General features: G+C 30.5%; 29 protein-coding genes. 8 read left to right on the plus strand and 21 right to left on the minus strand.

Features of this window, described 5'->3' with window-relative positions:
- Positions 1 to 285: 285 nt before the first annotated feature.
- From CKL_RS07785 to CKL_RS07800, 4 genes are all read left to right on the plus strand, one after another.
- Complete coding sequence (locus CKL_RS07785) at positions 286 to 1,194, plus strand: acyl-CoA dehydratase activase-related protein (protein ID WP_012101978.1); 909 nt, start codon at positions 286 to 288, stop codon at positions 1,192 to 1,194.
- Complete coding sequence (locus tag CKL_RS07790; protein ID WP_012101979.1) at positions 1,191 to 2,288, plus strand: 2-hydroxyacyl-CoA dehydratase; 1,098 nt, start codon at positions 1,191 to 1,193, stop codon at positions 2,286 to 2,288. The genes CKL_RS07785 and CKL_RS07790 overlap by 4 nt, the downstream gene beginning before the upstream one ends.
- Positions 2,269 to 3,228: an acyl-CoA dehydratase activase gene (locus CKL_RS07795; protein ID WP_012101980.1), complete on the plus strand. Its 960-nt coding sequence runs from the start codon at positions 2,269 to 2,271 to the stop codon at positions 3,226 to 3,228. The genes CKL_RS07790 and CKL_RS07795 overlap by 20 nt, the downstream gene beginning before the upstream one ends.
- A 211-nt stretch (positions 3,229 to 3,439) precedes the next feature.
- Complete coding sequence (locus CKL_RS07800; RefSeq protein WP_012101981.1) at positions 3,440 to 4,297, plus strand: YitT family protein; 858 nt, start codon at positions 3,440 to 3,442, stop codon at positions 4,295 to 4,297.
- Positions 4,298 to 4,358: 61 nt separating this feature from the next.
- Here the strand turns inward: CKL_RS07800 and CKL_RS07805 are convergent, their stop codons facing one another.
- From CKL_RS07805 to CKL_RS07845, 9 genes are all read right to left on the minus strand, one after another.
- A complete protein-coding gene (locus CKL_RS07805) occupies positions 4,359 to 4,580 on the minus strand; it encodes a DUF3006 domain-containing protein (protein WP_012101982.1) in 222 nt (73 codons plus the stop codon).
- A gap of 79 nt (positions 4,581 to 4,659) precedes the next feature.
- A complete protein-coding gene (locus CKL_RS07810) occupies positions 4,660 to 5,208 on the minus strand; it encodes a hypothetical protein (protein WP_012101983.1) in 549 nt (182 codons plus the stop codon).
- Positions 5,209 to 5,384: 176 nt separating this feature from the next.
- The gene (locus CKL_RS07815; RefSeq protein WP_012101984.1) at positions 5,385 to 5,591 is read right to left on the minus strand and encodes a DUF1657 domain-containing protein; all 207 of its coding nucleotides are present in this window, start codon (positions 5,589 to 5,591) and stop codon (positions 5,385 to 5,387) included.
- A gap of 25 nt (positions 5,592 to 5,616) precedes the next feature.
- Positions 5,617 to 5,970 carry a stage V sporulation protein AE gene (gene spoVAE, locus CKL_RS20255; RefSeq protein ID WP_012101985.1) on the minus strand — a complete coding sequence of 118 codons (354 nt, stop codon included), beginning with the start codon at positions 5,968 to 5,970 and terminating at the stop codon, positions 5,617 to 5,619.
- 21 nt (positions 5,971 to 5,991) lie between these two features.
- Positions 5,992 to 6,993 carry a stage V sporulation protein AD gene (gene spoVAD, locus CKL_RS07825; protein ID WP_012101986.1) on the minus strand — a complete coding sequence of 334 codons (1,002 nt, stop codon included), beginning with the start codon at positions 6,991 to 6,993 and terminating at the stop codon, positions 5,992 to 5,994.
- Complete coding sequence (gene spoVAC / locus CKL_RS07830; RefSeq protein WP_012101987.1) at positions 6,994 to 7,473, minus strand: stage V sporulation protein AC; 480 nt, start codon at positions 7,471 to 7,473, stop codon at positions 6,994 to 6,996. It abuts the gene before it with no gap.
- An 11-nt stretch (positions 7,474 to 7,484) separates the two neighbouring features.
- Complete coding sequence (locus CKL_RS07835; RefSeq protein ID WP_012101988.1) at positions 7,485 to 8,345, minus strand: DUF421 domain-containing protein; 861 nt, start codon at positions 8,343 to 8,345, stop codon at positions 7,485 to 7,487.
- Between the two features lie 18 nt (positions 8,346 to 8,363).
- Entirely contained in the window at positions 8,364 to 8,570 is a 207-nt protein-coding gene (locus CKL_RS07840; protein ID WP_012101989.1) for a DUF1657 domain-containing protein, read from the minus strand.
- 204 nt (positions 8,571 to 8,774) lie between these two features.
- Entirely contained in the window at positions 8,775 to 9,695 is a 921-nt protein-coding gene (locus CKL_RS07845) for a patatin-like phospholipase family protein (RefSeq protein WP_012101990.1), read from the minus strand.
- Between the two features lie 119 nt (positions 9,696 to 9,814).
- Here CKL_RS07845 and CKL_RS07850 point away from each other — a divergent pair, with 119 nt between their 5' ends.
- Positions 9,815 to 10,222, plus strand: coding sequence for a hypothetical protein (locus CKL_RS07850; RefSeq protein WP_012101991.1), 408 nt, complete (start codon positions 9,815 to 9,817; stop codon positions 10,220 to 10,222).
- Between the two features lie 31 nt (positions 10,223 to 10,253).
- On the opposite strand, the gene CKL_RS07855 is transcribed toward CKL_RS07850, so the two are convergent.
- From CKL_RS07855 to CKL_RS07895, 10 genes are all read right to left on the minus strand, one after another.
- The gene (locus tag CKL_RS07855; RefSeq protein WP_012101992.1) at positions 10,254 to 11,207 is read right to left on the minus strand and encodes an ROK family protein; all 954 of its coding nucleotides are present in this window, start codon (positions 11,205 to 11,207) and stop codon (positions 10,254 to 10,256) included.
- Complete coding sequence (locus CKL_RS07860; protein ID WP_012101993.1) at positions 11,189 to 12,886, minus strand: glycoside hydrolase family 13 protein; 1,698 nt, start codon at positions 12,884 to 12,886, stop codon at positions 11,189 to 11,191. The genes CKL_RS07855 and CKL_RS07860 overlap by 19 nt, the downstream gene beginning before the upstream one ends.
- 300 nt (positions 12,887 to 13,186) lie before the next feature.
- Complete coding sequence (locus CKL_RS07865; protein ID WP_012101994.1) at positions 13,187 to 13,408, minus strand: FeoA family protein; 222 nt, start codon at positions 13,406 to 13,408, stop codon at positions 13,187 to 13,189.
- Between the two features lie 408 nt (positions 13,409 to 13,816).
- On the minus strand, positions 13,817 to 13,951 hold the full coding sequence (locus tag CKL_RS19785; protein ID WP_081427970.1) for a FeoB-associated Cys-rich membrane protein: 135 nt from the start codon (positions 13,949 to 13,951) through the stop codon (positions 13,817 to 13,819).
- 1 nt (position 13,952) lies between these two features.
- The gene (gene feoB / locus CKL_RS07870) at positions 13,953 to 16,100 is read right to left on the minus strand and encodes a ferrous iron transport protein B (protein ID WP_012101996.1); all 2,148 of its coding nucleotides are present in this window, start codon (positions 16,098 to 16,100) and stop codon (positions 13,953 to 13,955) included.
- A gap of 61 nt (positions 16,101 to 16,161) precedes the next feature.
- Positions 16,162 to 16,383, minus strand: coding sequence for a FeoA family protein (locus tag CKL_RS07875; protein WP_012101997.1), 222 nt, complete (start codon positions 16,381 to 16,383; stop codon positions 16,162 to 16,164).
- A 29-nt stretch (positions 16,384 to 16,412) separates the two neighbouring features.
- On the minus strand, positions 16,413 to 16,625 hold the full coding sequence (locus CKL_RS07880; RefSeq protein ID WP_012101998.1) for a FeoA family protein: 213 nt from the start codon (positions 16,623 to 16,625) through the stop codon (positions 16,413 to 16,415).
- Positions 16,626 to 16,945: 320 nt separating this feature from the next.
- The gene (gene infC / locus CKL_RS07885) at positions 16,946 to 17,458 is read right to left on the minus strand and encodes a translation initiation factor IF-3 (protein WP_012101999.1); all 513 of its coding nucleotides are present in this window, start codon (positions 17,456 to 17,458) and stop codon (positions 16,946 to 16,948) included.
- A gap of 115 nt (positions 17,459 to 17,573) precedes the next feature.
- On the minus strand, positions 17,574 to 18,959 hold the full coding sequence (locus CKL_RS07890; protein ID WP_012102000.1) for a Na+/H+ antiporter NhaC family protein: 1,386 nt from the start codon (positions 18,957 to 18,959) through the stop codon (positions 17,574 to 17,576).
- Positions 18,960 to 19,105: 146 nt separating this feature from the next.
- Positions 19,106 to 20,470: an NRAMP family divalent metal transporter gene (locus CKL_RS07895; protein WP_012102001.1), complete on the minus strand. Its 1,365-nt coding sequence runs from the start codon at positions 20,468 to 20,470 to the stop codon at positions 19,106 to 19,108.
- Positions 20,471 to 20,650: 180 nt separating this feature from the next.
- On the opposite strand from CKL_RS07895, the gene CKL_RS07900 reads away from it, so the two are divergent.
- Positions 20,651 to 21,331 (plus strand): DUF1232 domain-containing protein, encoded by a 681-nt coding sequence (locus CKL_RS07900; protein WP_012102002.1) that lies wholly within the window; start codon positions 20,651 to 20,653, stop codon positions 21,329 to 21,331.
- Positions 21,332 to 21,392: 61 nt separating this feature from the next.
- Here CKL_RS07900 and CKL_RS07905 read toward each other — a convergent pair whose 3' ends face one another.
- Both CKL_RS07905 and metA read right to left on the minus strand, forming a co-directional pair.
- A complete protein-coding gene (locus tag CKL_RS07905; protein WP_012102003.1) occupies positions 21,393 to 22,211 on the minus strand; it encodes a purine-nucleoside phosphorylase in 819 nt (272 codons plus the stop codon).
- Between the two features lie 39 nt (positions 22,212 to 22,250).
- The gene (metA, locus tag CKL_RS07910) at positions 22,251 to 23,180 is read right to left on the minus strand and encodes a homoserine O-acetyltransferase MetA (RefSeq protein WP_012102004.1); all 930 of its coding nucleotides are present in this window, start codon (positions 23,178 to 23,180) and stop codon (positions 22,251 to 22,253) included.
- Between the two features lie 917 nt (positions 23,181 to 24,097).
- On the opposite strand from metA, the gene CKL_RS07915 reads away from it, so the two are divergent.
- A complete protein-coding gene (locus tag CKL_RS07915; RefSeq protein ID WP_012102006.1) occupies positions 24,098 to 24,625 on the plus strand; it encodes an RNA polymerase sigma factor in 528 nt (175 codons plus the stop codon).
- A gap of 19 nt (positions 24,626 to 24,644) precedes the next feature.
- A complete protein-coding gene (locus CKL_RS21230) occupies positions 24,645 to 24,893 on the plus strand; it encodes a hypothetical protein (RefSeq protein WP_012102007.1) in 249 nt (82 codons plus the stop codon).
- Positions 24,894 to 24,895: the final 2 nt, after the last annotated feature.

Consider the following 24,895-nt stretch of genomic DNA (forward strand, 5'->3'; position numbering starts at 1 on the left):
GGCCCCCTTTTTAATATATAAGATCGCTAAATAATCATTTAACGAAGTTATATATTCTACAAAGGAAGGCAAAAATCCTTTTTATTTACTTTTCTTTGGTTTACTTTTTTTAAACAAACATAATATTTATTATATCAACTATTCTATTTTTATTTTAGTTACTGAATAATTTTCTGCATTTAAGGTAAAATATAGAAATGATATATTAAATACTAAAAAGAACTGGAGGTATTTGCTGCTAAAAAAAATATATATATCAATAATTTATATGCAGCTTATAAATTTATGAAAATAGGACTTCCAAAAGGATTATTATATTGTAAATATCATATTTTTGCAGAAACTTTTTTCAAAGAATTAGGTGCAGAAATAATAACTTCTCCTGATACTAATAGATATATACTAGATATGGGGGTAAAATACTGTGTGGATGAAGCTTGCCTTCCAATAAAAATATTTCACGGTCATGTAGCTTCCATAAAAGATAAATGTGATATAATTCTTATTCCTAGAATAATGCAACTGAATAAAGATGAATTTATCTGTCCTAAATTTTGCGGTCTTCCGGAAATGGTATTAAACAACATACCTGGCATGCCAGAGGCATTAACCTATCCTATATATGCATTTTCTAAGAATAAAATTAGAAACTGGATTTTAAATGCAGGCTTAAAGTTTAGTAAAAATATTTTAGAGATAAACAGAGCCTATGAAAAGGCTATTAAAACTCAAAACTCTCACAACTTATCATCAAATAGATTGAATAATGTAGTTTTTTCTAGAAACATAGCCCTAGTGGGTCATCCGTATAACTTATACGATAGTTTTTCCAATATGAACATAATTAAAAAACTAAATAAATTAAACATAGGTATACTTACTGAGGAAGATATAGATAAAGTACAAATAAATGATGAAATAAAACACTTGTTTAAAAAACCTTTTTGGACCTTTGCCAAGAATTCCTATGGCTTTTCCACTTATGCTGCAAAAACTAAAAAAGTAGATGGAATAATATATGTATCTTCTTTTGCCTGCGGCATAGACTCTGTGGTAATAGAGCTTATCAAAGATAGGTTAAAAAACTTTCCCTTCTTAGTTCTAAAAATAGATGAACAAACTGGAGAAGCTGGTTTTGATACTAGAATTGAAGCTTTCTCGGATATGCTTGAAAGGAGATGTGAAAATTTATGAAAATTACTTTTCCTCATTTAGGAAATACATGTTTTGCAGCAAAAGCTTTATTTGATGGATTAGGAATTGACTATATAATACCTCCATTAAGTAATAAGCAAGCTTTGGAAATAGGTTCATTATATTCTCCTGAAGAGATGTGTCTCCCTTTTAAAATAATGATTGGTAACTACATTCAAAGTATAGAAAAAGGAGCAGATACAATTTTAATAGTAGGAAGCTGTGGTCCTTGCAGATTTGGAGAGTATTGTGAACTTCAAATAAACTTACTAAAAAATCTAGGATATAACCTGAATTTTATAGTTATAGATTATCCTAAAGATATAGGTATAAAAGAATTTATGCGGAGAATAAATCTAATTACATCAAATAGTAAGAAAACTACTGGAGAAAAGCTTAAAATAGCATCCCTAGCATTAAAAATAATTAATTTAATAGATAAGATAGAAAGCAAGGCAAAATTGTTAGCTGGTTATGAAGTCAAAAAAGGTGAATGTAAAAATATTTTAAAAGAATGTAAACAAAAAGCTTTTAAAAGCACTTCTCCAAAGGAAATGCTCAGCATATTAAAAAAATATATGGAAAAATTAAATGGAATTTCTATATGCAAAACTAAAAATCCTTTAAGAATTTCTATAATAGGTGAAATATATACCATCATAGAACCTTTTTCAAATTTATTTATAGAAGATAAACTTATGGATTATGGTGTATCTACATCCAGATGTATCACTCCAAGTTGGTGGGTTAAAAATGCAGCTTTATCTACATTAAAATTAAATTCACTTGATATAAGAAGAGCTTCTAAAGAATACCTTCACCTGTATATAGGCGGCCATGCCCGTGAATGTATAGGTGAAGCCCTTATATCTCATAAGCAAGGATTTGATGGTGCAATTCAAATTTTTCCTGTAGGTTGTATGCCTGAAATTGTATCAAAATCTATACTTCCTACTATATCAAAGGATAAAAACTTTCCTATACTAACTTTAATAGTAGATGAAATGACTGGAGAAGCTGGATACACCACTAGAATTGAAGCTTTTTTAGATTTACTTGAAAGGAGAAAAAACAATGTATTATATGGGAGTTGATGTAGGTTCTGTAAGTACAGATATTGTAATAGTAGATAAAAATATAAATATATTAGATTCTCTGTACCTTAGAACAAAAGGAAGACCTATAAATGCAATTCAGGAAGGTTTTAAACTTCTAAGAAACAAATATAAGGATAAAGACATAAAAGCCGTAGGTACTACAGGCAGTGGACGACATATTGCGTCCTCTATTATAGGTGCTGATGTAATAAAAAATGAAATAACTTCTCATGCTATAGCAGCTTTAAATCTAAATAATTCCGTAAAAACTATAATAGAAATAGGCGGTCAGGATTCTAAAATAATAATTTTAGAAAATGGTATTGTTTCAGATTTTGCAATGAATACGGTATGTGCAGCTGGAACTGGTTCTTTTCTTGATAGACAGGCAGAAAGATTAGATATTCCTATTGAAGAGTTTGGAAACTATGCTTTAAAATCCAGCCATCCTGCCAGAATAGCTGGAAGGTGTGCTGTATTTGCGGAATCTGATATGATACACAAACAACAAATGGGATATAGTAATCCTGATATAATAAAAGGACTCTGCAATGCTTTAGTTAGAAACTATTTAAATAATGTAGCAAAAGGAAAAGATATAAAATCCCAGATATTCTTTCAAGGTGGAGTTGCTGCAAATGTGGGAATGAAAGCTTCCTTTGAGGAAATACTAGGAAAGGAAATAATAATCCCTAAAAACTTCAAAGTAATGGGTGCTGTGGGAGCTGCCATTTTAGCAAAGGAATCTTTAGAAAAAAAGAAATCCCCTACTAATTTTATGGGATTCAATCTAGCAAACGTAAATTTTGTATCTAAAAGTTTTGAATGTACAGGGTGTTCTAACAGATGTGAAGTAGTAAAAATATTAAATAAAGAAAGAACAGTAGGTTTTTTCGGAGGAAGATGTGAAAAGTGGAATAAAATTATTTCAGCATAGAAAATTTCTGTGCTGAAATAATTTTATTCCACTTTACATAATATATTTGACAAAATATAGACTTATAAAATATAATTAAATAAACAGATACTAAATTTTATAACATATCTCATAATCAGATTATAAAAATAATAGTTAGATAAATATAAAATTTATTTTTATAATATGTTAATAAAATAACAATATAATTTATACAAAAGGATGTGGTTTGGTGGAAAAAAAAGGTCGTAAAATATTTAAAGTATTTGTTAAATTCTTGTTTATGCTTATCGGAGCCACCATGGCAGCTGTAGCTCTGGAAATATTTTTAATTCCTAATAGTGTAATAGATGGAGGTGTTACCGGTATATCTATTATGTCTAGTTATCTCACGGGTTTACCCCTAGGGTTATTTATATTCATTTTAAATATACCTTTTCTCATAATCGGATATAAGCACATAGGAAAAACTTTTACAATCTCTACTTTATTTTCTGTAACTGCTTTATCAATTATTGTTTCTTTTCTAGAACCTGTTAAAAGTATAACAAATGATACTCTTTTAGCCTCAGTTTTCGGAGGAATACTACTTGGAATTGGTATTGGATTAATTATGCGAAATGGCGGTTGTTCTGATGGCACAGAAATTATAGCTATAATTTTGGACAAGCGTACTGGATTCTCTATAGGTGAAGTTGTAATGATTATTAATATATTTATATTAAGCAGCGCAGGAATAATATTTGGCTGGGACAGAGCTATGTATTCCATGGTGACCTACTTTATAGCCTTTAAATTAATTGATATAACTGTAGAAGGATTAGATGAATCAAAAGCTGTATTAATAATTACTGATAAGTCACAAGATATAACAGATGCCCTTCTTGCAAGGCTTGGCAGAGGAGTTACTCTATTAGATGGAAAAGGAGGATATACTAACACGCCTACTAATGTGTTGTATGTAATAGTATCCCGATTAGAAATATCTAAATTAAAATCTATAGTTAGTGATTTTGATAGAAATGCACTTATAACTATAGGACATGTAGAGGTTTCTGGAAAAAGCTATAAGAAAAAGTCAATTCACTAAATCCAGGAGTATTTTAACATTGTGTTAAAATACTCCTGGATTTATATTTTATAATAATTATTTAATTCCACATATTTTTAGTTAATGATTCAATATGTTTTTTTCTTTTTTCTGTTTCATCTACATCCATGGTTATTTTATCTCCTTGAATAATAAGGACACATCCCTCTTTTGCATTAGTAGGTAATTTTATTCGTTTTATGTCTATCATAGTTCTATCTTCTTTTTCGCAAACAGCATAAGGACCTTCAAACCTATCTATTATCACCTTTATTTCGTCCATTGCTAAATCCCCCTTTAATACTTTAATAAAAAATATATACACTTGTATTTTTTATACATTATACCATATTTTTCTAAAATTAGTCTACTTTTTTACTTATAAATATATAAACTTGGTTGTTATCTTTTAAAAAATTTATATTAATAAATAATTCCAGTAATACACCTATAAATATCCAAACTATAGAATTAATCAATATATAACTTGTGAAACATGCTACATAATTTAAAGTAAAAGTGAGATTTTTTAATATATATGAATTAGGGTTTATTATGAATATGGAACAAAAAATTCCTAGAGGAACCCATAAAGTTAAAAGTCCTATAAGTATCTCATTTAACTTTATAATAATAGTAGATATTTTTTTTGATTTTCCTTTAAAAAACTTGATATACAAATTCCATTTTATACTTTGAGCCAATATTAAAAGAACGGAAAAACTTATAATCATATATATAACATAAAATAAGAATTCCTTTAATAAATAACCTTGTCTAAAAGTTACACCCTTTATAACTAAAAATATCAATATAAACATAATTATGATCATAAGATTTTCAAAATTAAATATAAACTTTGTTTTTCCTTTAATTTTCATCCTTTCCCATTCTTCATAATTATATTTCATAGCTCCCTCCTATACTAAGTGCTTATTTATATTTATTATATAGTATATGCTATTTTTTGTTAAGTAGGTTTTTTTGGGTTTACTTTTTATTTTATTAACATAATATTTAATATGTTAATAAAATAAAAATCCATAATCAAACCAATTTAACTATGGATTTTTATTTGCGTTATTTTTTAATTTTTATTATATTGGGGTTCCTGCTGCTGTATAAATTGTTGCCTTCCTTTAAGTACTTGCAGCGCTTCATCTAGATTTTGTGCTATATTTTCAAAATCATTTTTAGCATTTTCATCTTGTGTCTCCAAAGCAAAGGTCTTCATGGTTGCACATGCGCTTTGAATTCCAGCTATAGCTTGTTGCATTTGAGTTCCAACTGTCATATTTTATCACCCCCTTCTGAAATATCTATCCTTTGGGTTTAAAAATTAACGCTCCTATAAACCCAAATATTATGGCTGCTGAAATACCTGCACTGGTTACTTCAAAAATTCCCGTCAAAACTCCTATTAATCCATATCTTTCAGCTTCCATAAGGGCTCCTTTCACCAAAGCATTTCCAAAACTACTTATAGGTACAGAAGCACCTGCACCTGCAAATTTTATTAAAGGCTCATATAAGCCAAAACCTCCTAGTATGGCACCCAATACCACAAGAGTAGTTGTAGTATGTGCAGGAGTAAGTTTAAATACATCCATCATTATTTGTCCTATTACACATATTATTCCTCCTACTAAAAATGCCCAAAAAAATTTTTCCATTAAACAAAATGCACCTCTTTTCTATATTTCTATGGACACTGCATGTGCAACGCTAGGTATACTTTCCTTCTGTTGATAGGACATAGGTGACATCAGTGCCCCTGTGGCAACTATTAATATCTTTCCTAATCTTTTTCGTTCCATTTCCTTTAAAAAGTGTCCATAAGTTACTATAGCAGAACAGGCACATCCGCTAGCACCTGAAAATACAGGCTGATCTTTTTTATAGATTAGAGTACCACAATCTTTAAATACTCCCTGTGAAAATTCAAACCCATCTCTTTTTAACATATCCTCTGCTATTTCATGGCCAATTTTACCTAAATCACCAGTAGCTATAATATCATAATCAGAAGGTTTTCTTTTTAAATCTCTAAAATGTGCTTCAATGGTATCTACAGCAGCTGCCGCCATGGCAGCTCCCATATTAAATGGATCTGAAACTCCCATATCTACCACTTTTCCTATGGTAGCTGTGGTAACTTTAGGTCTATCATTAGCTTTTCCAATAACTGCAGCACCAGCTCCAGTTACCGTCCATTGTGCTGTCGGAGGTTTTTGCCCTCCATATTCTGTTGGATATCTAAACTGTTTTTCAGCAGCGGCATTATGGCTTGAAGTTCCACAAAGTACATATTCTGCTCCATTATTATCAATAATAAAAGATGCCAAAGCTAAGCCTTCCATAGAACTTGAACAGGCACCAAATACCCCCAAATAAGGTATCTTTAGAGTTCTTGCTGCAAAGCTGCTGGTAATTATTTGATTCATAAGATCTCCACTTACAAAAAAGTTTATATTTTCATTTTTTAATTTTGAATTTTTTACAGCTAAATCACAAGCTTCTTCTAATAATTTTTTTTCAGCTTTCTCAAAACTATCCTGGCCAATCCAAATATCTTCATGAAGTAAATCAAATTCCTTAGCTAAGGCACCTTTTGCCTCAAAGGGTCCTCCTACAGTAGAACATCCAATTATTGCAGGCTTAGACTCAAATACCCAAGATTGATGTCCCTGAATCATTTAAATCCCACCTAACCATTTAACAATTATCTGTAATATAGCAACTACAAATGCAGCAAAAACTCCAAAAGTTATTACAGAACCGGCTAATTTGAACATATTGCCTCCTACCCCAAGCACATATCCTTCAGTTTTATGTTCTATAGCACAAGAAGCAATAGAATTAGCAAATCCAGTAACTGGTATGGCAGTTCCTGCCCCAGACCACTGTGCAATATGATCAAACACCCCAAATCCTGTAAGAATTACAGAAACTATTATTAAAACTGCAGAAGTAGGATTACCGGCTGTTGTCTCTGTGAAATTAAAATACTTTATAAACATAAATTGGAGTCCCTGGCCTATGGTGCATATAATTCCTCCTACCAAAAATGCTTTAAGGCAATTTTTAAGTACTTTTCTTTTGGGTTCCTTTTCCTTTGCAAGACTTTGATATTCTCTCTGCAGAGGAGTCAACTTTTTAGTCTTTTTATTTGACATATTGTCACCTTCTATCTTAATAAGTAGGGCTTTAATTCCTCTAATACATTTTTTAATATAATAGAATCTTTTTCATAACTGTTCTTTAACTTTTCATCTTCTGTCTCAAGCCCAAAAGACATTAAATCTGACTGAGCTTTTTCTAAGTTAGCATATAACATTTCTCTTACATTACATTTTGGGACTTCAATAACGTCATCAAATAAATCCACATAAAGTTCTCCTTTTGAATTTACTTGACCTATAAACACATTATCTAAGTATACTCCCAATAACTCTAGTTGAGTATTTAGCCACCCTTGATTTAATCCTAAATTGCTTAAGGATTCATTTATTATGTTTCCATCCAAAATTACAGTTTGAGGTGCTCCTTCAGGTGCTACCTGTATTCCCAAATCCTTTGCAGTAACTGGTTTTTTATCCGATTTTAATACTACATTCATATCTCCCGTGGATTCCATTACCGCAAATTCCACATCTGCTAAATTAAATATATTTTTAAAACGAAGTTCCCTCAATAAATCTTCCCCACTATATCTTATTTTACCTAAGTTCTCTTCCATAACTTTTCCTTCTTTTATAACTACAAGTTCCTTGCCATTTATTAGATCATATATAACTTTACTTTTCATACATATATAATCTAAAGCAATAGGTAATAAAAACCATACACCTAGTGCCAACATACCCCATACCCAGTTGTTTATAACATTTACAGAAATTAATGCTACAAGGATTGCTATTACACTATAATTTATAAAGTTAAAAGCATTCATCCTAGCTGAGTGTTTCTTCCCCATAATTCTTATAAAAGCTATGGATATAAAAAATAATAATATAGATTTAACTAAAATTGCAATCCATGGTTTCATATACAATATTCCTCCAAATCAGTTGCCTTTATACTGAGGCTCTTCATACTCCAAAAATTTTAATCTTTTATCTAAATTTTGGGTCACCCCATCAACTTCTTCCAAAGCTTTTTTATAGGCAGCTTTAGCTTTTTTATTTTGTTCTTGAAGAGAATATATCCTCAAAGTACTCTCAATGCTCCTAAGCGTAACCAATGTATTTTTCACTCTTGATCCAACAGTCAATGCACCTACCTCCTTATAACCTCACACTTTCCAACCCATAAATTTATCCGAACGCTTTATACTATTATTAACTTTTCACAAATAGTTTTACCATATTTAAAAGAATTATTACATATAATTAATTTTCTACAAAAATAGACTGATGCAAACTTCGCATCAATCTACCTTAAATTAATTAATTTTTAAAATCCACTACATAATTTTTTATTTAACCACATAATCTCTTATATAATTTTGAAAATCCCATAGATGTAGAAAACGTTCTGCACTATTATACCCTGATTTAAATAATTTCGATCTCATTTCTTTAGAAATATTAAACTCAGTAGCCTTAACTCCAAGAGTTGGGATAAAAACAGTTCTAACTGCATATTTATCTTTTACATATATCTCCTCATTTTTATCAAGCATAGTCTCCATTATATCAAATAAATATGAAATAAAATCCGTTTTTTTAGATTCTTTATAACTCACACTGTTTTCTACTAGTTTAAATCCTATAGTAGGCCAGGCCGGAACTTTTTCCGTATCAAATATCCAAATAGGGAAATTACTAAGTATACCTCCATCAACTATATAACTGCATCCTTCTTTATAATGAAATTTTACTGGTTTAAAATATAAAGGTATACTAATACTCATTCTCACTGCCTCGGATATTTCAAATTTCATAGGGTCTATTCCATAGTTTTTTAAATCATCTGGCAATATCAACATAGTTTTTTTTGTTATATCCGAAGCTATTATTTTAAGAGGAGATTTTCCATCTATACTTATATCTCCAAAAGTTATCTTACCTTTTTTAATCAGTAATTGTCTTATATATTTTTCCACAGCATCTGAAGAATATATACCTTTATCTTTAAAAAATGAAATAGATTTTTTTATCATGGAAAGCTCCCATATTTTTTTCTTCTTGAAAAATATCTTTTCATCCAAATTCATAACGATATCTTTCAATTCTTCCCCTGTATACCCCACTGCTAAAAGAGCGGCTATTATTGCCCCAGCAGAAGTTCCTGCAAATCTATTCCATTTATACCCCATTTTTTCAAAATAACATACTGCCCCTACAAGACCTATTCCTTTCATTCCCCCACCTTCAAATACAGCATCTACTATCAATAAAATCACCTCAATATATAAATATGTAAGTGATCAAAAATAGGCTACTTTAAGAAATTGAATATTATTTAAAATAAGTGGGAAAATACATTATATATTTTATAAGGAGAATGGTAAAAATGAGAATTGAAATTCACTATAGAGGAATAAAAAACGCTAATATTGCAGTAGAAGAACTTAACTTGAATGGTTTTAACACTGCTCTTGATTTAAATGATAATTACATAGACATAAATACTATAGATTCAGATTCGGAAATGAACTTTTCAAATATAATAAATTATAGAAATTCCCTATACAGTTCTCATCCTGGAAGTCCTATAATGGGCGGTTTTGGTAGTTTCAGAGAGATTGAAAACATCTGCTATAAAGTAATATTGGATGCAGATTTTATTACGGATGATGATATTGATAAATTAAATAAAATTGTAAAAGAAACTGGTGGAGAAATTAGAACATCTATTTCACCTACTGCACCACTAGATAACCCAGATGAAACTCCAGATGAGACTGAGGTTCTTTTTTAAATTGATCCATATAATTTATAGAAGAAAAACACTAAAATTTTTCTTCTATAAATGCAAGTGCTGCGGCTCCTATAACGCCTGCATCTGTTCCCAAAAGTGCAGGAAGTATCCTTGTATTTTTACTTACTGTACCAAAGCATCTCCTTTTCACTACTTCATTTATTTTATCAAAGATGATTTTTCCCCCTTTTGAGACTCCTCCACCTATAATCACAGCTTCCGGATCTAAACAAGTAATTATATTCGCTACACATATACCCAAATAATTTAAAGTTGTATCTAGTATATTTTGTGATATACTATCTCCTAATTGAGCTTCTTTAAAGACCTCTTTTGAAGTTATATTTTTATATAATGCAAGGGTGGTATTATATCCCATCTTTACTGCTTTTTTTGCTTCTCTAGCTATAGCTGTTCCTGAAGCCATTACTTCTGCGCATCCAAAATTACCACAATTGCAAAGCGGACCCTGTGCATCTAAGGTCATATGTCCTATTTCCAGAGCATTTTTGGTATTACCCCTATATATCTGTCCATTTAATATTGCTCCTCCTCCTATCCCCGTAGAAACAGTTATAAACACCATATTATTAATTCCTTTTCCTGCACCGAACATGTGTTCGGCTATAGCCGCAGCATTACCATCATTATCTAAAAATATGGGCATCTTAAAATGATTTTTCAAGGGGCTTACAATATTAAAATTTTTAAAGGGCAGGTTTGGAGTACATATAATTTTTCCTTTGTCTATATCAAGAGGACCCGGAGCTCCTAATCCAATACATTTTATTTTTTTACTGCAAACTCCGCCAAAGTTCACTACTTTTTCTATGATTTTTATTATATTATCTAATATATATTTTTCTCCTTCTTCTGCTTTTGTAGGCAAGGTATATTTACATATTATTGTTCCTTTAAAATCCACTAAAGCAGCAGCTATTTTAGTGCCCCCTAAATCAACTCCTATTACATATTTTTCTTCCAAACTGAATCTTCCTCCAAACAATTTAATTTATAAATTCTAGTTTCATAAGGCTTTAATACAAATTCTGTAGCATATTTTTCTTTATCTATGGGATAATTACCTAGTAGAAAATTTGAATAATTTAATTTTATTGTATCATATCTATATAACGCATTAACCACACTTAAATTACATATTACAATGGCCTTTTCACCTTTAAAAGTTCTTGTATATGCAAATATACTCATATGATCTTTTAAAATCATTTTGTAATTTCCGTAGATAAAAACTTTATTTTCTCTTCTAATACTAATCATTTTCTTATAAAAATTAAGTATGGACTTGGAATCCTTCAATTGATTTTCCACATTAATTTTCTTATAATTTTCATTTACACTAAACCAGGGAATACCTGTGGTAAAACCTGCATTCTTTTTATCATTCCACTGCATGGGGCTTCTTGCATTATCTCTTGAGGACAGTCCTAATATTTTCATTACCTTTTCTTTAGGTACTCCCTCCTTTATCTTGGTGCAATAGAATTCCTTGCTTTTTATATCGTTATATTCTTCAATATCCTCTAGCTTTATATTGGTCATACCAATTTCTTGTCCCTGATATATAAATGGAGTACCCTTCATCATAAAATACATAGCTGCAATACAGGTAGCACTTTCTCTTAAATACTCATTATCCCCTAGAATAGAAACAATACGAGGTACATCATGATTTTCTATAAATAGTGCATTCCACCCTTTGTTCTCCAGTACTTTCTGCCACTTAGATAAAATTCTTTTTATATCTAATATACTTATTTTATGATATGACTGTGATTCAAATAAATCCAAAAGTTCAAATTGAAATATCATATTAAATATACCATCTTTTTCATTTACCCAGAGAGGCGCTTGTTCCACAGTAACCCCATTTGCTTCCCCTACAGTAACAATATCGTATTTATTAAGTGCCTTTTCTTTAAGTTCCTTTAAATAATAAAAAATCCCTTGAACGTTAGTATATCTCTCAAAGGCATCTACATACCTTTCGCCCTTAACATAAGGCATTTTTTTATCAAGCACATCTTTCTTAATATGACTTATGGCGTCTATCCTAAAGCCGTCTACGCCTCTTTCAAGCCACCAATTTATCATATCATATATTTCTTCACGCATTTTCCCATTTTCCCAGTTTAAATCCGGTTGATTTTTAGAAAACAAGTGAAAATAATACTCCTTGGTATTTCTGTCATATTCCCAAACAGAGCCTCCAAATATACCTTTCCAATTATTAGGTTCTTTATTTTTTATCCCCTGCTTCCATATATAAAAATTCCTCTTTGAATTATTTCTGCAGCTTCTAGATTCAATAAACCATGGATGTAAATCACTGGTATGATTTATAACTAAATCAATTATAAGCTTCATATCACGCACATGAACCTGTTTTAGAAGATCATAAAAATCATCCAATGTTCCAAACTCTGGTAAAATATCCCTATAATCGCTGATATCATATCCATTATCACAATTAGGGGATCTATACATGGGAGAAATCCATATCACATCAATACCTAAATCCTTTAAATAATCCAATTTTGAAATTATACCTTTTAAATCCCCTATACCATCCCCTGTAGAATCCATAAAACTTCTTACATATATCTCGTAAAATACTGCTTCTTTCCACCAGAGTTGTTTCATTTTAATCACCTCTTGTAATACTATACAATTATATTACAGTTTTATTTAGTATATCCATCTTTTATTGTCTTGTTTTTCTAATTTTATTATACTCAATAATGCAGTGCGGGATACTTATTCCTGTTAAATCCAAAACTTGTTTTACTGTCCTCAATAACAATTAAGCCGATAAGATATGCATATAATCTCATCGGCTTATACTTATAAATTGCCTTTTAAAAATAACATTATTATATAATGACATTGAATTTCATTATCATGAATATATCTATGAAAAAGTGCATCTATTAAATATCTACCTTATACTTCCTTGACTATGACCTTTTGCGCCATTCCCCTTCCCAGTGCAAGTCTGGTTTCCCCTATTTTTATAATTAAAGGTCCTTCGTCATTTCTAACCATCTGTATAACCATTCCTTTATTCAATCCCATTTCCATTATTTTTTTACATATACGCTCACTGCCTTGTATATCGTTAACCTCAGCATATCTCCCTATCGCTACACCGTTTAATGGCATCATACATGGCACCTCCTCCTTTTTCTCATTCATATCTAGACATCATTATCTTGTCCAACTTTAAATTATGTATAAAGCTATTCTAAAATTTAGATAAAGTTCGCTCACAACATAAATAGTACTTTTCTCTATCTAAACTAAATAACTTATCCCAAATCATGCCGATGCTTGTCCTTAAATTTAAACAAGTGGAAAATAATAAAAAACGGCAATCTCCAGATAAATTTCTATTAAAAACATTATAATAATGATATTCAATATCATTTATAATACACAATTTATTATAATATACTAATTTTTTTTTGTAAATACACTACACTATACCAAAGTGTTATTTTTTATTGAATATATTACAGTTTTAAAATATAAAAACAGCTGGACAGATTCTCCAGCTGTTTTTATATTTTAGTGTTAACGATTTTCAGATTTATCGCAGCCAGAGCAACCACAGCCACAACCGCTGCCTCCTTTGTGAGACTTATAAGTTTTATATCCAGCAAATGCTATTATGCCAAATAAAATTACTCCAACTATGACAGTAGACATATTATACCACCGCCTCCTGTTTTTTAGAATCACTAACTTTATTATTAACCTTAACAGGTTTTCTAAATAAGAGGTAAATTAATACACAAACTAAAGCAATAGCAACAACTGTACCTATGCCAAAACCTCTGCCTGCAAATAATGAACCTAATTGATATACAATCAATGCAATGATATAGGCAAATATAGTCTGATAGCCAATAGTAGCCCATGTCCATTTTGCTGAAGCCATTTCATTACGAACAGCACCTATGGCAGCAAAACAAGGAGCACATAATAAATTGAATATAAGGAATGTATATGCTGAAAGAGGAGTAAATGCCGCTTGAAGACTTCCCCAAACCTGTGCACCATCTTCAGCCACTTCTGCAAAACCATAAAGAATACCAAAAGTTCCTACAACATTCTCCTTAGCTATTAATCCAGTTATTGAAGCCACAGCAGCTTTCCAGTCACCCCATCCAAGTGGTGCAAATAAAGGTGCAATTACATTTCCTATACTAGCAAGTATGGACTGTTCTATATCCACCATTTTAAAAGTCCAGCTAAATGAGCTTAGTAACCAAACGCCGATAGTAGCAAGAAGTATTACAGTTCCTGCTTTCTTAACAAATGCTTTTGAACGTTCCCATGTATGAATGAGAACACCTTTAGCACCTGGTACATGATATACTGGAAGTTCCATTACAAAAGGAGCCGGATCTCCTGCAAAAACTCTCGTCTTTTTTAGAATAATACCTGAAACAATAATAGCTGCAATTCCTAAGAAATATGCAGAAGGTGCAACCCACGTGGATCCAGGAAACAAAGCCCCTGCAATTAAGGCAATAATAGGTAATTTAGCTCCACAAGGTATAAAAGTAGTGACCATGATTGTCATTCTCCTATCAAGCTCATTTTCAATGGTTCTACTTGCCATAATGCCTGGAACGCCACAGCCTGTTCCCACAAGAATTGGAATAAAAGATTTACCTGACAATCCAAATTTTCTAAATAGTCTATCCATAATAAATGCAATACGTGCCATATAACCGCAGTCCTCTAATAAAGCAAGACATAAGAATAATACCATCATTTGAGGCACAAAGCCAAGTACGGCACCTACACCGGCAACAATACCATCTAAAATAAGAGAATTCAACCAATGAGCAGTACCTATAGCTGTTAGAAAACCTTCCACTGCATTAGGTACAATATCAGTAAACAAAACATCATTTACCCAATCGGTCATCCATGCTCCTATTGTTGAAATAGAAAGATAATAAACAAGGAACATAACAACTGCAAAAATAGGTAATGCCAAAATACGATTGGTTACAATCTTGTCAATCCTATCAGAAACTGTTAATTTACTTCTATTCTTCTTATGAACAGCTTGTTTTACAACTTTACTTATATAAGAATATCTCTCATCTGTAATAATACTTTCACTATCATCGTCAAATTTTCTTTCACACTCATCTATAACATTTTCTATGCGTTCTTTTATATCATCTGGGAGAGTTATCTGCTCTTCAATTTTCTCATCCCGTTCAAATAATTTTATAGCAAACCAGCGAGAATTTAGTCCATTTAAATTATTTTTTATATTATCTTCAATTTCTGACAGAGCACTTTCTACGGCCTTTGAAAAAGTATGCCCTGGCGAAGAAACAGCCTTCATTTTGGCAAGCTGTATTGCTTTTTCAGCTACTTCCTTAGAACCAATGCCTTTTAATGCAGATGTTTCGATAACTTCACAGCCAATAGCTTCTCTTAGTTTCTTTATATCTATGATATCTCCATTTTTACGAACCATATCAATCATATTTACGGCCATAACCACAGGCACACCAATTTCCATAAGCTGTGTGGTAAGATATAAGTTTCTTTCAATATTTGTACCATCAACAATATTTATAATACAGTCTGGCTTTTCATTAATTAAATAATTTCTTGAAACAACTTCCTCCAGAGTATAGGGAGAAAGAGAATAGATACCAGGTAAATCTTGAATAATAACATCTTTATGACCTTTAAGTTTACCTTCCTTTTTTTCCACAGTAACACCAGGCCAATTGCCCACGTACTGGGAACTGCCTGTTAAATTATTGAACATAGTTGTCTTACCGCTATTTGGATTACCAGCAAGAGCAATTTTAATTGACATTTACATCCCTCCTAATTGGTGTCAATCACTTAAAATTTATAACTTTTGGTGAATTGTTAATCTAACTAACCTCCACTATTAAGGCTTCTTCTTTTCTAAGACTGAGTTCATAACCTTTTACATTAATTTCTACAGGATCTCCAAGAGGAGCTACCTTACGCACATAAATTTCAGTACCTTTAGTTAAACCCATGTCCATAAATCTTCTTTTAATGGCACCTTTTCCATGTACCTTAACAATAGTAACTGTTTCACCACACTTGATGTCTTTTAATGTTTTCATATACTTATCTCCTTTCCCTTATAAATATGCTATACAATAATCCTCTTTGCCATAGATTTATTTAAGGCAATACGAGCATCTTTTACATTTACAATAATATCTCCAGCTATTTCAGCCACTACAGTTACATGTTCCCCAAGAACAAATCCAAGATGTTCCAAGTGGCGGCGAACATCGTCATTACCTAGAATATTCTTAATACTACTTGTCTCTCCTACCTTTATCATTGTAATCGGCATCATAATATACTTCCTCCTCTTCTACAAATTCTACAAAAACCATGATATGAATTTATTCAAAACGTTATTTCTTCATGCTAGGCATTATTTCTTTTAAAAAACATTCTCCCCACAAATCATTATCCATACAATAACTAAATATATTTCAATTAAATTTACGATAATGACATTCAATATCATTCACTATATATTATTTATTATAATACACTAATTTTTTTTTGTAAACAGAGTATGCAAAATTGTTGTATTTTTTGCAAAAAAAATAAAATCAGGACTTAATTCGTCAAGTCCTGATGGAACTTCCTATATTTTTATTAGACCTACTACTTTTTAGGAGCTAAAATCATAAACATATTATTCCCTTCTAATTTAGGAGCTCTTTCTACGGATGCTTCCTCTTCAACTTTACTTAAAAATACATTTAAAACATTTCTGCCTAAATTGGTATAATTATTTTGTCTCCCTCTAAACCTTATAGATACTTTAACCTTATTACCTTTAGCCAAAAATTTTCTCGCATTATTAGCTTTAATCTCTATATCATTTTGCTCAATGGTAGCACTTAGTCTAATTTCTTTCAACTCAACAATTTTTTGATTCTTTTTAGCGAGCTTTGCCTTTTTAGACTGCTCATAGACAAATTTACTATAATTCATTATTTTACATACAGGTGGCTTAGCCTGAGGTGAAACCATCACCAAATCCATACCCTTTTCTCTGGCTATATTTAAAGCTTCTTTAGTATTTATAATAACACTATCTTTTTCCCCTACCAATCTGACTTTCTCTACTCTAATTTCTTCATTTAAGTTATTAACTTTATTAATAATATACACCTCCGTGATTTAAAATTTACCTATTTATTATTATATATAAGGATTTACCCTTCTGCAACTATAAATATACTTATCTATTGTATTATTCCAATATTTACTCATCTAAGACAAAAACTTAAACTCTAAGTTTTTTACAATTCGCCAATTCTCTTCTTGGAATATTTTTTGTAAAAAAACTCAGACATAAAGTAATTATAGGTAAAACATAACATAATAGGGCATAGGGTCCATATTTAATTGATGATATTCCCGTAAGTGCTAGAATAAACAACGAATTCCCATTCCAGGGTATTAAGGGTGCCATCACAACTCCTGTATCGGATATGGTCCTGGCTAAAATATAATTTTCAATTTTTAATTTTTTATATTTATCCCTTAAAAGTTCTCCCGGTAATATTATTGCCATACTCTGATCACAAATTATAGTTAATATAGCGCTTATAATCCCTGTTTTTACAATAATTTCTTCTCTACATCTTACCTTAGAAATCATTTTATTTATTATGGGATTTATAATTCCAGTACCGCTAAATATACTGCTTAAAGCAACAGCCATTATTATTATAAAAAATATACTGATTATTGACTGAATTCCTCCCCCCACTAATATTTTATTCAATTCTAAAGAAGTGGTATTGCCTTTATATCCAAATAGTATATAACTAAAAATTTTTACTAAAGATACCTTTTGACAAAAGATACTTATTATTATTCCTATAGTTACTCCTGTAAATAGAGAATTAACCATTTTTACTCCTAAAAAGCATAACAAAAATATTAAAACCGGTACCAATAAAAGCAGAGGAGACATAAAATAATTTTCCCCAATAGATTTTTGGAAATTACCTAATGCATATTCTTCTATAGTGTAATTTCTGCCCATATAGAAATAAACTATAGATACAATTATACAAGCAGGTAAAGTGGTTCTTAACATATATATAAGTGCTTTCTTATAGGATATCCTAATAGTAGAAATCATAAGATTTACAAGTCCTGAAATCGGTGAAAGTTTATCTGCTAAAAATGCACCTGAAACAATGGCTCCAAGAAGAATATAGTCCGGAACTTGAAACACCTTTCCAAGGCCAAGTAATGCAATTCCTATAGTACTTATACATGCAACTGCAGAACCAATAGAAATTGAAACTAAAGATGTAAATATAAATGCTACAAATATCAAATTTTTGCCTATTATATAATCAAATCCATAAAACATCATAGCAGGTATTATCCCCGAGGAAAACCATATTGGAATAGTTATTCCTATGAGTACTATTAATATAAAAAGTTCTCTGCATTCTATAAAACTATTTATAATCATTATTAAAAGTTCCTTAAAAGTAAAACCACATACTTTGAACATACATAAAGAAAAAACTACGCTTATGAACAGTCCGTAAAATAAAAGCACGTTAAAAACTATACACATTATAATAGGTATAAGTGTAAAAGTTAAAATAAATGTTCTATGCCAAATAGAAATATTATCATTTTTCACCCTGAAACCTTCTTCCTGAATTAAAGCACATCTAAATAAAGATAATCTCATATATTATATTAAATAGGTTATTCCATACTGTACCATGGTATCACGAAAATTCTCAAGGTACAAGTATTTACTTCTATAATTTAACACACCAACATTTATAAAAAACTCCACAAAAGAAGTATAGTTATTCCTATCAGCACTGCTGCAATCATATAAGCTCTTATATTTATAAACAAGCTATTTTTATATTTACCCATAATATCTTTTTTATTTGAAAGCAATATAATAAAAATTATAATAGGAATCATTATAATTCCGCCTATTACCTGGGTAATAAGTGCCATATAATTTAAAGGGAGATTGGGTATTAAAATAATTAGTGCGGCCACAGCTGCACTTCCCACATATACGGCATAAAATTTATGGGCTTCTTTTATTTTATTATTTAAGCTATGGGGCCAATTGAAGGCATCTGCCACACACCAGGAAGAGGATAGTGATATAGTAATTGATGCTAGAAGGCCTGCATTAAATATACCAAGAGCAAATAATATACCTATACCTCTGCCAAAATAATTCGTAAAACCAAGTATCAATTCAGCAGGTGCTGCATTTTCTATATTCTGTACATGACCAGACAATGCCGCTCCAGAGACAAGTATGCAAATAGCGATTATTACCTGAACTATACACCCTATACGAATATCCAGACGTCTTGCAAAAATATGACGTTCTCCTGTACCTCCTTTATCCATATAAGCACTGTTTTGAAAAAATACCATCCATGGAGCTATTGAATTACCTGCAATAGCTGCAGTATACCACACTAAATCATTATTTCCATGAATTAAACTTAAAGACATAAAATTATATGAACTAGTCACTGCACTTGGATGAACAATAAAGGCAATCACAATAAATATCACATTGGAACTACCAATTAAAAGTGCCATTTTTTCTTTCTTCTTATATCCTGCAAATATAATAATTGATAACACAAGTATTAAGCTAATAGCCGTTCCCATCCAAATAGGTATTCCAATAACAATTAAGCCTGCAGTCATACCTATAAATTCCGTGGAAAGCATTAAAATATTTTCAACAATCAAAGCAACTACATGATATTTTACCCAATATCTTCCGTAATATTTTCTGATAAGCTTTATAAGACTGCTCCCACTTATAGTTCCAATTCTCATTGACATTTCCTGAACTGCATAAGGTATTATAATAAGAAAAATGCACAGAGGTATAAATATACTTATGCCAAATTTCATACCTGTTACACAGTAAGATATTACCCCTCCAGCATCATTGTCTCCCATGGCAGCCAAAAGTCCTGGTCCTATAACTGTCCATAATAATGTACTGCGGCTTAAATATTTTTTTTCTTTTCTATCTATAGTATTATAAAATTTTGATTTACCTATATTAAATCCTTCTAATCTATTTTCATTTGAACCATTCATTATATTGTTACCTCCAAAATAGATTACATCTCTAACTGAATCTAATATCATAGTATACTTACATGTAGAAATTGTTTCTTATTTTTCAAATTAACATTGAAATAAATTCAACATTAATAAAATTATTAGAGCCAATTATACTAACATAGTCTCTACTGCATATACTTTAATATAACTAATTATTGATTTTAACTTAAATAACCTTTTAATTAATTAAGGAGTGAGATAAACGTGTATGAAAACAAAAAAAAATCTGAATTAGGCTCCATGATTAGAACTTTATTAAAAGAAAATTCACTTTCCATGCGTAAATTAAGTTCTATAAGTGGAATAGATACTGCCACCATTTCAAGAATCGTAAATGGCAAACAAAGTGCAAACATGAATCATCTTAGGATTCTTTCTAAATATTTAAATGTGCCTATAAAAAAATTATTAATAGCTGACGGATATGACATGACATCCCTAACTGATGAAGATTCCATTGATTCACCTTCCCTTATAAAAAACATCCATGAGCTCTTAAAATTACCTGATTTATTAAATTACAAATGTGATTTGTCAAAAATAGAAGAAGAACTGGAAAAATATAAAGTATATGCTCTTACAGAAGAAGGGAAAAACATCATATATAAAGATTTTAACAAAAAAATAGAAACTGTAAATGGAGATGGTTTTTTTATAGAGGAGTTAAAGGAAATGTACAAAAAATTCTGTGATGAAAGTCTTCCAGAAGAAATTCATGCCCTACTTGGAAGTGGGTTGCTTTATTTTATACTTTCTGTAGATATTATACCTGATTATATATTTCCAATAGGCTATTTAGATGATATTATAGCTATAAAATTAGTACTCCATAATATGCTAGAGGTAAAACAAAAACATGAAAAAGATATGTATAAAATACTTTAAATGTATATTTCCGTTAAAACTATAGACTAAGGCACCAAACCTTTAGATTTAGTGCCTTAGTCTATAGTTCTCTCAATATTTTTCTTAAAAGTAATTTAAAATTTTCAGATACCATAGATGAAGTTTTTATGACCTCCTCGTGACTTAAAGGCTGCCTGAGTATTCCTGCTGCCATATTAGTTATACAGGATATTCCCATAACTTTCATACCACTGTGATTTGCTGTAATGACTTCTGGAACTGTAGACATGCCTACTGCGTCTCCTCCTAGTACTCTTAACATATTTATTTCAGCAGGTGTTTCATAACTTGGTCCACTCATGTATACATATACTCCCTGCTGCAGCTGTATATTTAATTGAAGAGCTGCATTTTTGGCTACTTTTATAAGTTCTTTATCATAGGCCTCAGACATATCTGGAAATCTAGTTCCAAAGTCCTCTAAGTTTTGTCCTATAAGTGGATTCTGTCCAGATAAATTTATATGATCGTTTATAAGCATAAGCTCTCCGCTTTTATAATTTTTATTTACTCCTCCTGCAGCATTAGTAACTATGAACATTTCTACTCCCAATTTTTTCATTACCCTGATTGGAAAAGTTACCTCTTCCATTGAATACCCCTCATAATAATGAAACCTTCCCTGCATTGCAATTACATATTTGCCTCCAAGATTTCCTATAACAAATCTATTCTTATGTCCTTCCACTGTAGAAACAGGAAAATGTGGTATTTCATTATACTTACAAATTCTAGGTTTCTCAATCTCTTCTGCCATATCTCCTAGTCCTGATCCCAGTATAATTCCTATCTTAGGGGTGGCTTTTATATTAGAGTTTATATATTCCACTGTTTCTTTTACCTTCATATTCAAATCCATAATTAATCCCCTTTCCAATATATAAAAATTTTAATTCCATTATAAAAAAGAAGGCGGCATTTCACTTAAATCATAAGGTGTTTCCTGATAAACATAATAATTAAGCCAATTTGAAAACAACAAATCCGCATGACTTCTCCATTTTACTACAGGCTTTCTATCTGGATTATCATCTGGAAAATAGTTTTCAGGCATTTTTATATCTTCGCCTTTTGAAATATCCCTCATATATTCATCTTTTAATGTAAGAGGATCATATTCTGAATGACCTGTTACAAAAATTCTTCTTCCTTTGTTGTCCAAAATCAGATAAACTCCTGCTTTTTTAGATTGTGCCAGTATAGTTAATTCCTTAACTTTTTCAACATCCTCTCTTTTCACTTCTGTGTACCTGGAATGAGGCACATAAAATTCATCATCAAATCCTCGTACTAATTTTTCTTTTTCTTCTGTAACTTCATGTTTAAATACCCCAAATAACTTTTCTTTTAATATGTACTTTGGTATACCATAATGATAGTATAATCCAGCTTGTGCCCCCCAACATATATGCAATGTAGAGTATACATGACATTTGCTCCATTCCATTATATCCTTCAATTCTTCCCAGTAATTAACCCTAGAAAATTCTAACTGTTCTATTGGAGCTCCCGTAATAATTAATCCGTCAAATTTTTCATTTTTTATCTCATCAAAAGTTCTGTAAAAATTGGTTAAATACTCTTCTGAAGTATTCTTACAAACATGAGTCTTTAAATGAAGTAATTCAATCTCAATTTGCAGTGCAGTATTACCTATAAGCCTCAACAATTGAACCTCTGTAGTAATTTTAATTGGCATAAGATTTAAAATAGCAATTTTAAGTGGTCTTATATCTTGATGAAAAGCTACATTTTCAGGCATAATAAATATATTTTCACTATTTAAAATTTCAGCAGCAGGCAGGTCATCTTTTATCTTTATTGGCATAGCATCACCTCTGAAGTTAAATTTCGCTAAACTTTATTATATCACAGCTAATTATATTTGAAAACTAAAATTTTACAAAAAAGCCGCACTATAATAACGATTATAGTACGGCTTTAATTTACTTTCTTTGGTCTATATATTATAGAAGAAGTATATTTGTATACAAAACATAAAGAACACGAGAATTTACCTTACACCAATATATATAATTTAATATCCAATTATAATCTTTTATTATATTGCTATAAGTTAAAAACTATAATTAAACAGTTCACCACCTATATTGATGATTCGTTCAGCCATACAACATACCTACACAGCCATATACAACCCCTTAGCTGTATACAACCATCTCAGCACCCTGAATGACCTTCGCTGAACCTTATACAACAATTTGGGATCCTATTATAATCAATATAATTAACTATAATAAAACCTTTCACCGACATATAAGATCCACCTTTAATTGTATATATGAGATTTTTGACTTTTAGCATGAACATTACAAAAACTTACCAAGAAGTATTTTAAAAGTATCTACTAAATTTCTAAAAAACTATATACAATTTTAGGCTAGCTTATATATATTCTTAAATATAAGAACATATATAAGCTTCGGCTCAATTCTCATGCTCTTTACACTATTTAATATGTCCTGATATAAAAAAATAATTCAATAATTTTTATGTAAATTATGGAATTTAAGCACCGCTTTTATCATTATAAATTATTTCTACAACCATTTCAATCATATCCTAACGTGAATTACACATCATTTTAATGGTATAAACAAATACTTACAATATTGAATTTCCATTAAGAATATTATCAAATAATATCTTTAAATTGTAACTTTTGTGCCATTTTCAACGTCATTATTAGTATAACTAGGTAACTTGTAAAGGGGGTTGTAATTTATGATAGATGATGAAATGAATATTAAGATAGATGACATAAACTCTATTGAGAAGATGTGTGCTGCTACCTGGGAACCACTGTATCGTTTTATATACTTCAAAGTACAAAATCGTGAAGAAGCTGAAGATATTACTCAGGAAACTTATTTCAAGGCTATTTCACATATACGAAAAAATAATGTGAAAGTGGATAAATTTATAGGTTTTTTAAAAATTGTTTCATTAAATATCCTGAGAGATAAATGGCGTAAAAACAAACGTCGAGGCAGCATAGTTAACTTTGATAATATAAATCCGGAGTCAGCATCAGTGGAAGATTGTACAGAGGATATGGCACAACGTGAAATTATACAAAATGCATTAAAGTCTTTAAATGGGGAACAGCGCACTGTTATTGAACTGAGAATATTAAAAGGATTCTCTGTAGAGGATACTGCCAGGCAGATGAATAAAAAAGAGGGCAATATCCGGGTTTTACAATATAGGGCAATACAAAATCTTACAAAAATTCTCAAGGATGAGCATTAAATTATGGAGGTGTAAATTGATGACTGATAAAGAAAAGAAGTTAACGGCTTATATTGATAGTTTAAATAGTGAAAAAAAACCTAAGGAACATGAAAATATGGTAGATGCACCTGAAATGGAGGAACTTTTTGAAACTGTAAGGTTAGTACGCAGCTTAAGAGAACCAAGTCTTCCGGAAGATAATTATGCCAAAAATTTAGCTAATAGTGTAAATAAAAGGAAGGAAAATATTATGTTAAAGGATTGGAAGGAGCTCAAAAGGATGTAATT

It is taken from the genome of Clostridium kluyveri DSM 555 (assembly GCF_000016505.1).
In the GTDB taxonomy this organism is placed as follows: domain Bacteria; phylum Bacillota; class Clostridia; order Clostridiales; family Clostridiaceae; genus Clostridium_B; species Clostridium_B kluyveri.

Coding starts and splice junctions, on each gene's coding strand:
- CKL_RS07810 (WP_012101983.1), bottom strand. CDS start 5,208: ATGAAATATAATTATGAAGAATGGGAAAGGATGAAAATTAAAGGAAAA.
- CKL_RS07875 (WP_012101997.1), bottom strand. CDS start 16,383: ATGAAAACATTAAAAGACATCAAGTGTGGTGAAACAGTTACTATTGTT.
- CKL_RS07895 (WP_012102001.1), bottom strand. CDS start 20,470: ATGATATTAGATTCAGTTAGAGATGTAATCTATTTTGGAGGTAACAAT.
- CKL_RS07785 (WP_012101978.1), top strand. CDS start 286: ATGAAAATAGGACTTCCAAAAGGATTATTATATTGTAAATATCATATT.
- CKL_RS07805 (WP_012101982.1), bottom strand. CDS start 4,580: ATGGACGAAATAAAGGTGATAATAGATAGGTTTGAAGGTCCTTATGCT.
- CKL_RS07850 (WP_012101991.1), top strand. CDS start 9,815: ATGAGAATTGAAATTCACTATAGAGGAATAAAAAACGCTAATATTGCA.
- CKL_RS07815 (WP_012101984.1), bottom strand. CDS start 5,591: ATGACAGTTGGAACTCAAATGCAACAAGCTATAGCTGGAATTCAAAGC.
- CKL_RS07880 (WP_012101998.1), bottom strand. CDS start 16,625: ATGATGCCGATTACAATGATAAAGGTAGGAGAGACAAGTAGTATTAAG.
- CKL_RS19785 (WP_081427970.1), bottom strand. CDS start 13,951: ATGTCTACTGTCATAGTTGGAGTAATTTTATTTGGCATAATAGCATTT.
- CKL_RS07915 (WP_012102006.1), top strand. CDS start 24,098: ATGATAGATGATGAAATGAATATTAAGATAGATGACATAAACTCTATT.
- CKL_RS07860 (WP_012101993.1), bottom strand. CDS start 12,886: ATGAAACAACTCTGGTGGAAAGAAGCAGTATTTTACGAGATATATGTA.
- CKL_RS21230 (WP_012102007.1), top strand. CDS start 24,645: ATGACTGATAAAGAAAAGAAGTTAACGGCTTATATTGATAGTTTAAAT.
- metA (WP_012102004.1), bottom strand. CDS start 23,180: ATGCCAATAAAGATAAAAGATGACCTGCCTGCTGCTGAAATTTTAAAT.
- CKL_RS07790 (WP_012101979.1), top strand. CDS start 1,191: ATGAAAATTACTTTTCCTCATTTAGGAAATACATGTTTTGCAGCAAAA.
- CKL_RS07835 (WP_012101988.1), bottom strand. CDS start 8,345: ATGAAACCATGGATTGCAATTTTAGTTAAATCTATATTATTATTTTTT.
- CKL_RS07795 (WP_012101980.1), top strand. CDS start 2,269: ATGTATTATATGGGAGTTGATGTAGGTTCTGTAAGTACAGATATTGTA.
- spoVAD (WP_012101986.1), bottom strand. CDS start 6,993: ATGATTCAGGGACATCAATCTTGGGTATTTGAGTCTAAGCCTGCAATA.
- CKL_RS07905 (WP_012102003.1), bottom strand. CDS start 22,211: ATGGATTTGAATATGAAGGTAAAAGAAACAGTGGAATATATAAACTCT.
- spoVAE (WP_012101985.1), bottom strand. CDS start 5,970: ATGGAAAAATTTTTTTGGGCATTTTTAGTAGGAGGAATAATATGTGTA.
- spoVAC (WP_012101987.1), bottom strand. CDS start 7,473: ATGTCAAATAAAAAGACTAAAAAGTTGACTCCTCTGCAGAGAGAATAT.
- feoB (WP_012101996.1), bottom strand. CDS start 16,100: ATGTCAATTAAAATTGCTCTTGCTGGTAATCCAAATAGCGGTAAGACA.
- CKL_RS07865 (WP_012101994.1), bottom strand. CDS start 13,408: ATGATGCCATTAAACGGTGTAGCGATAGGGAGATATGCTGAGGTTAAC.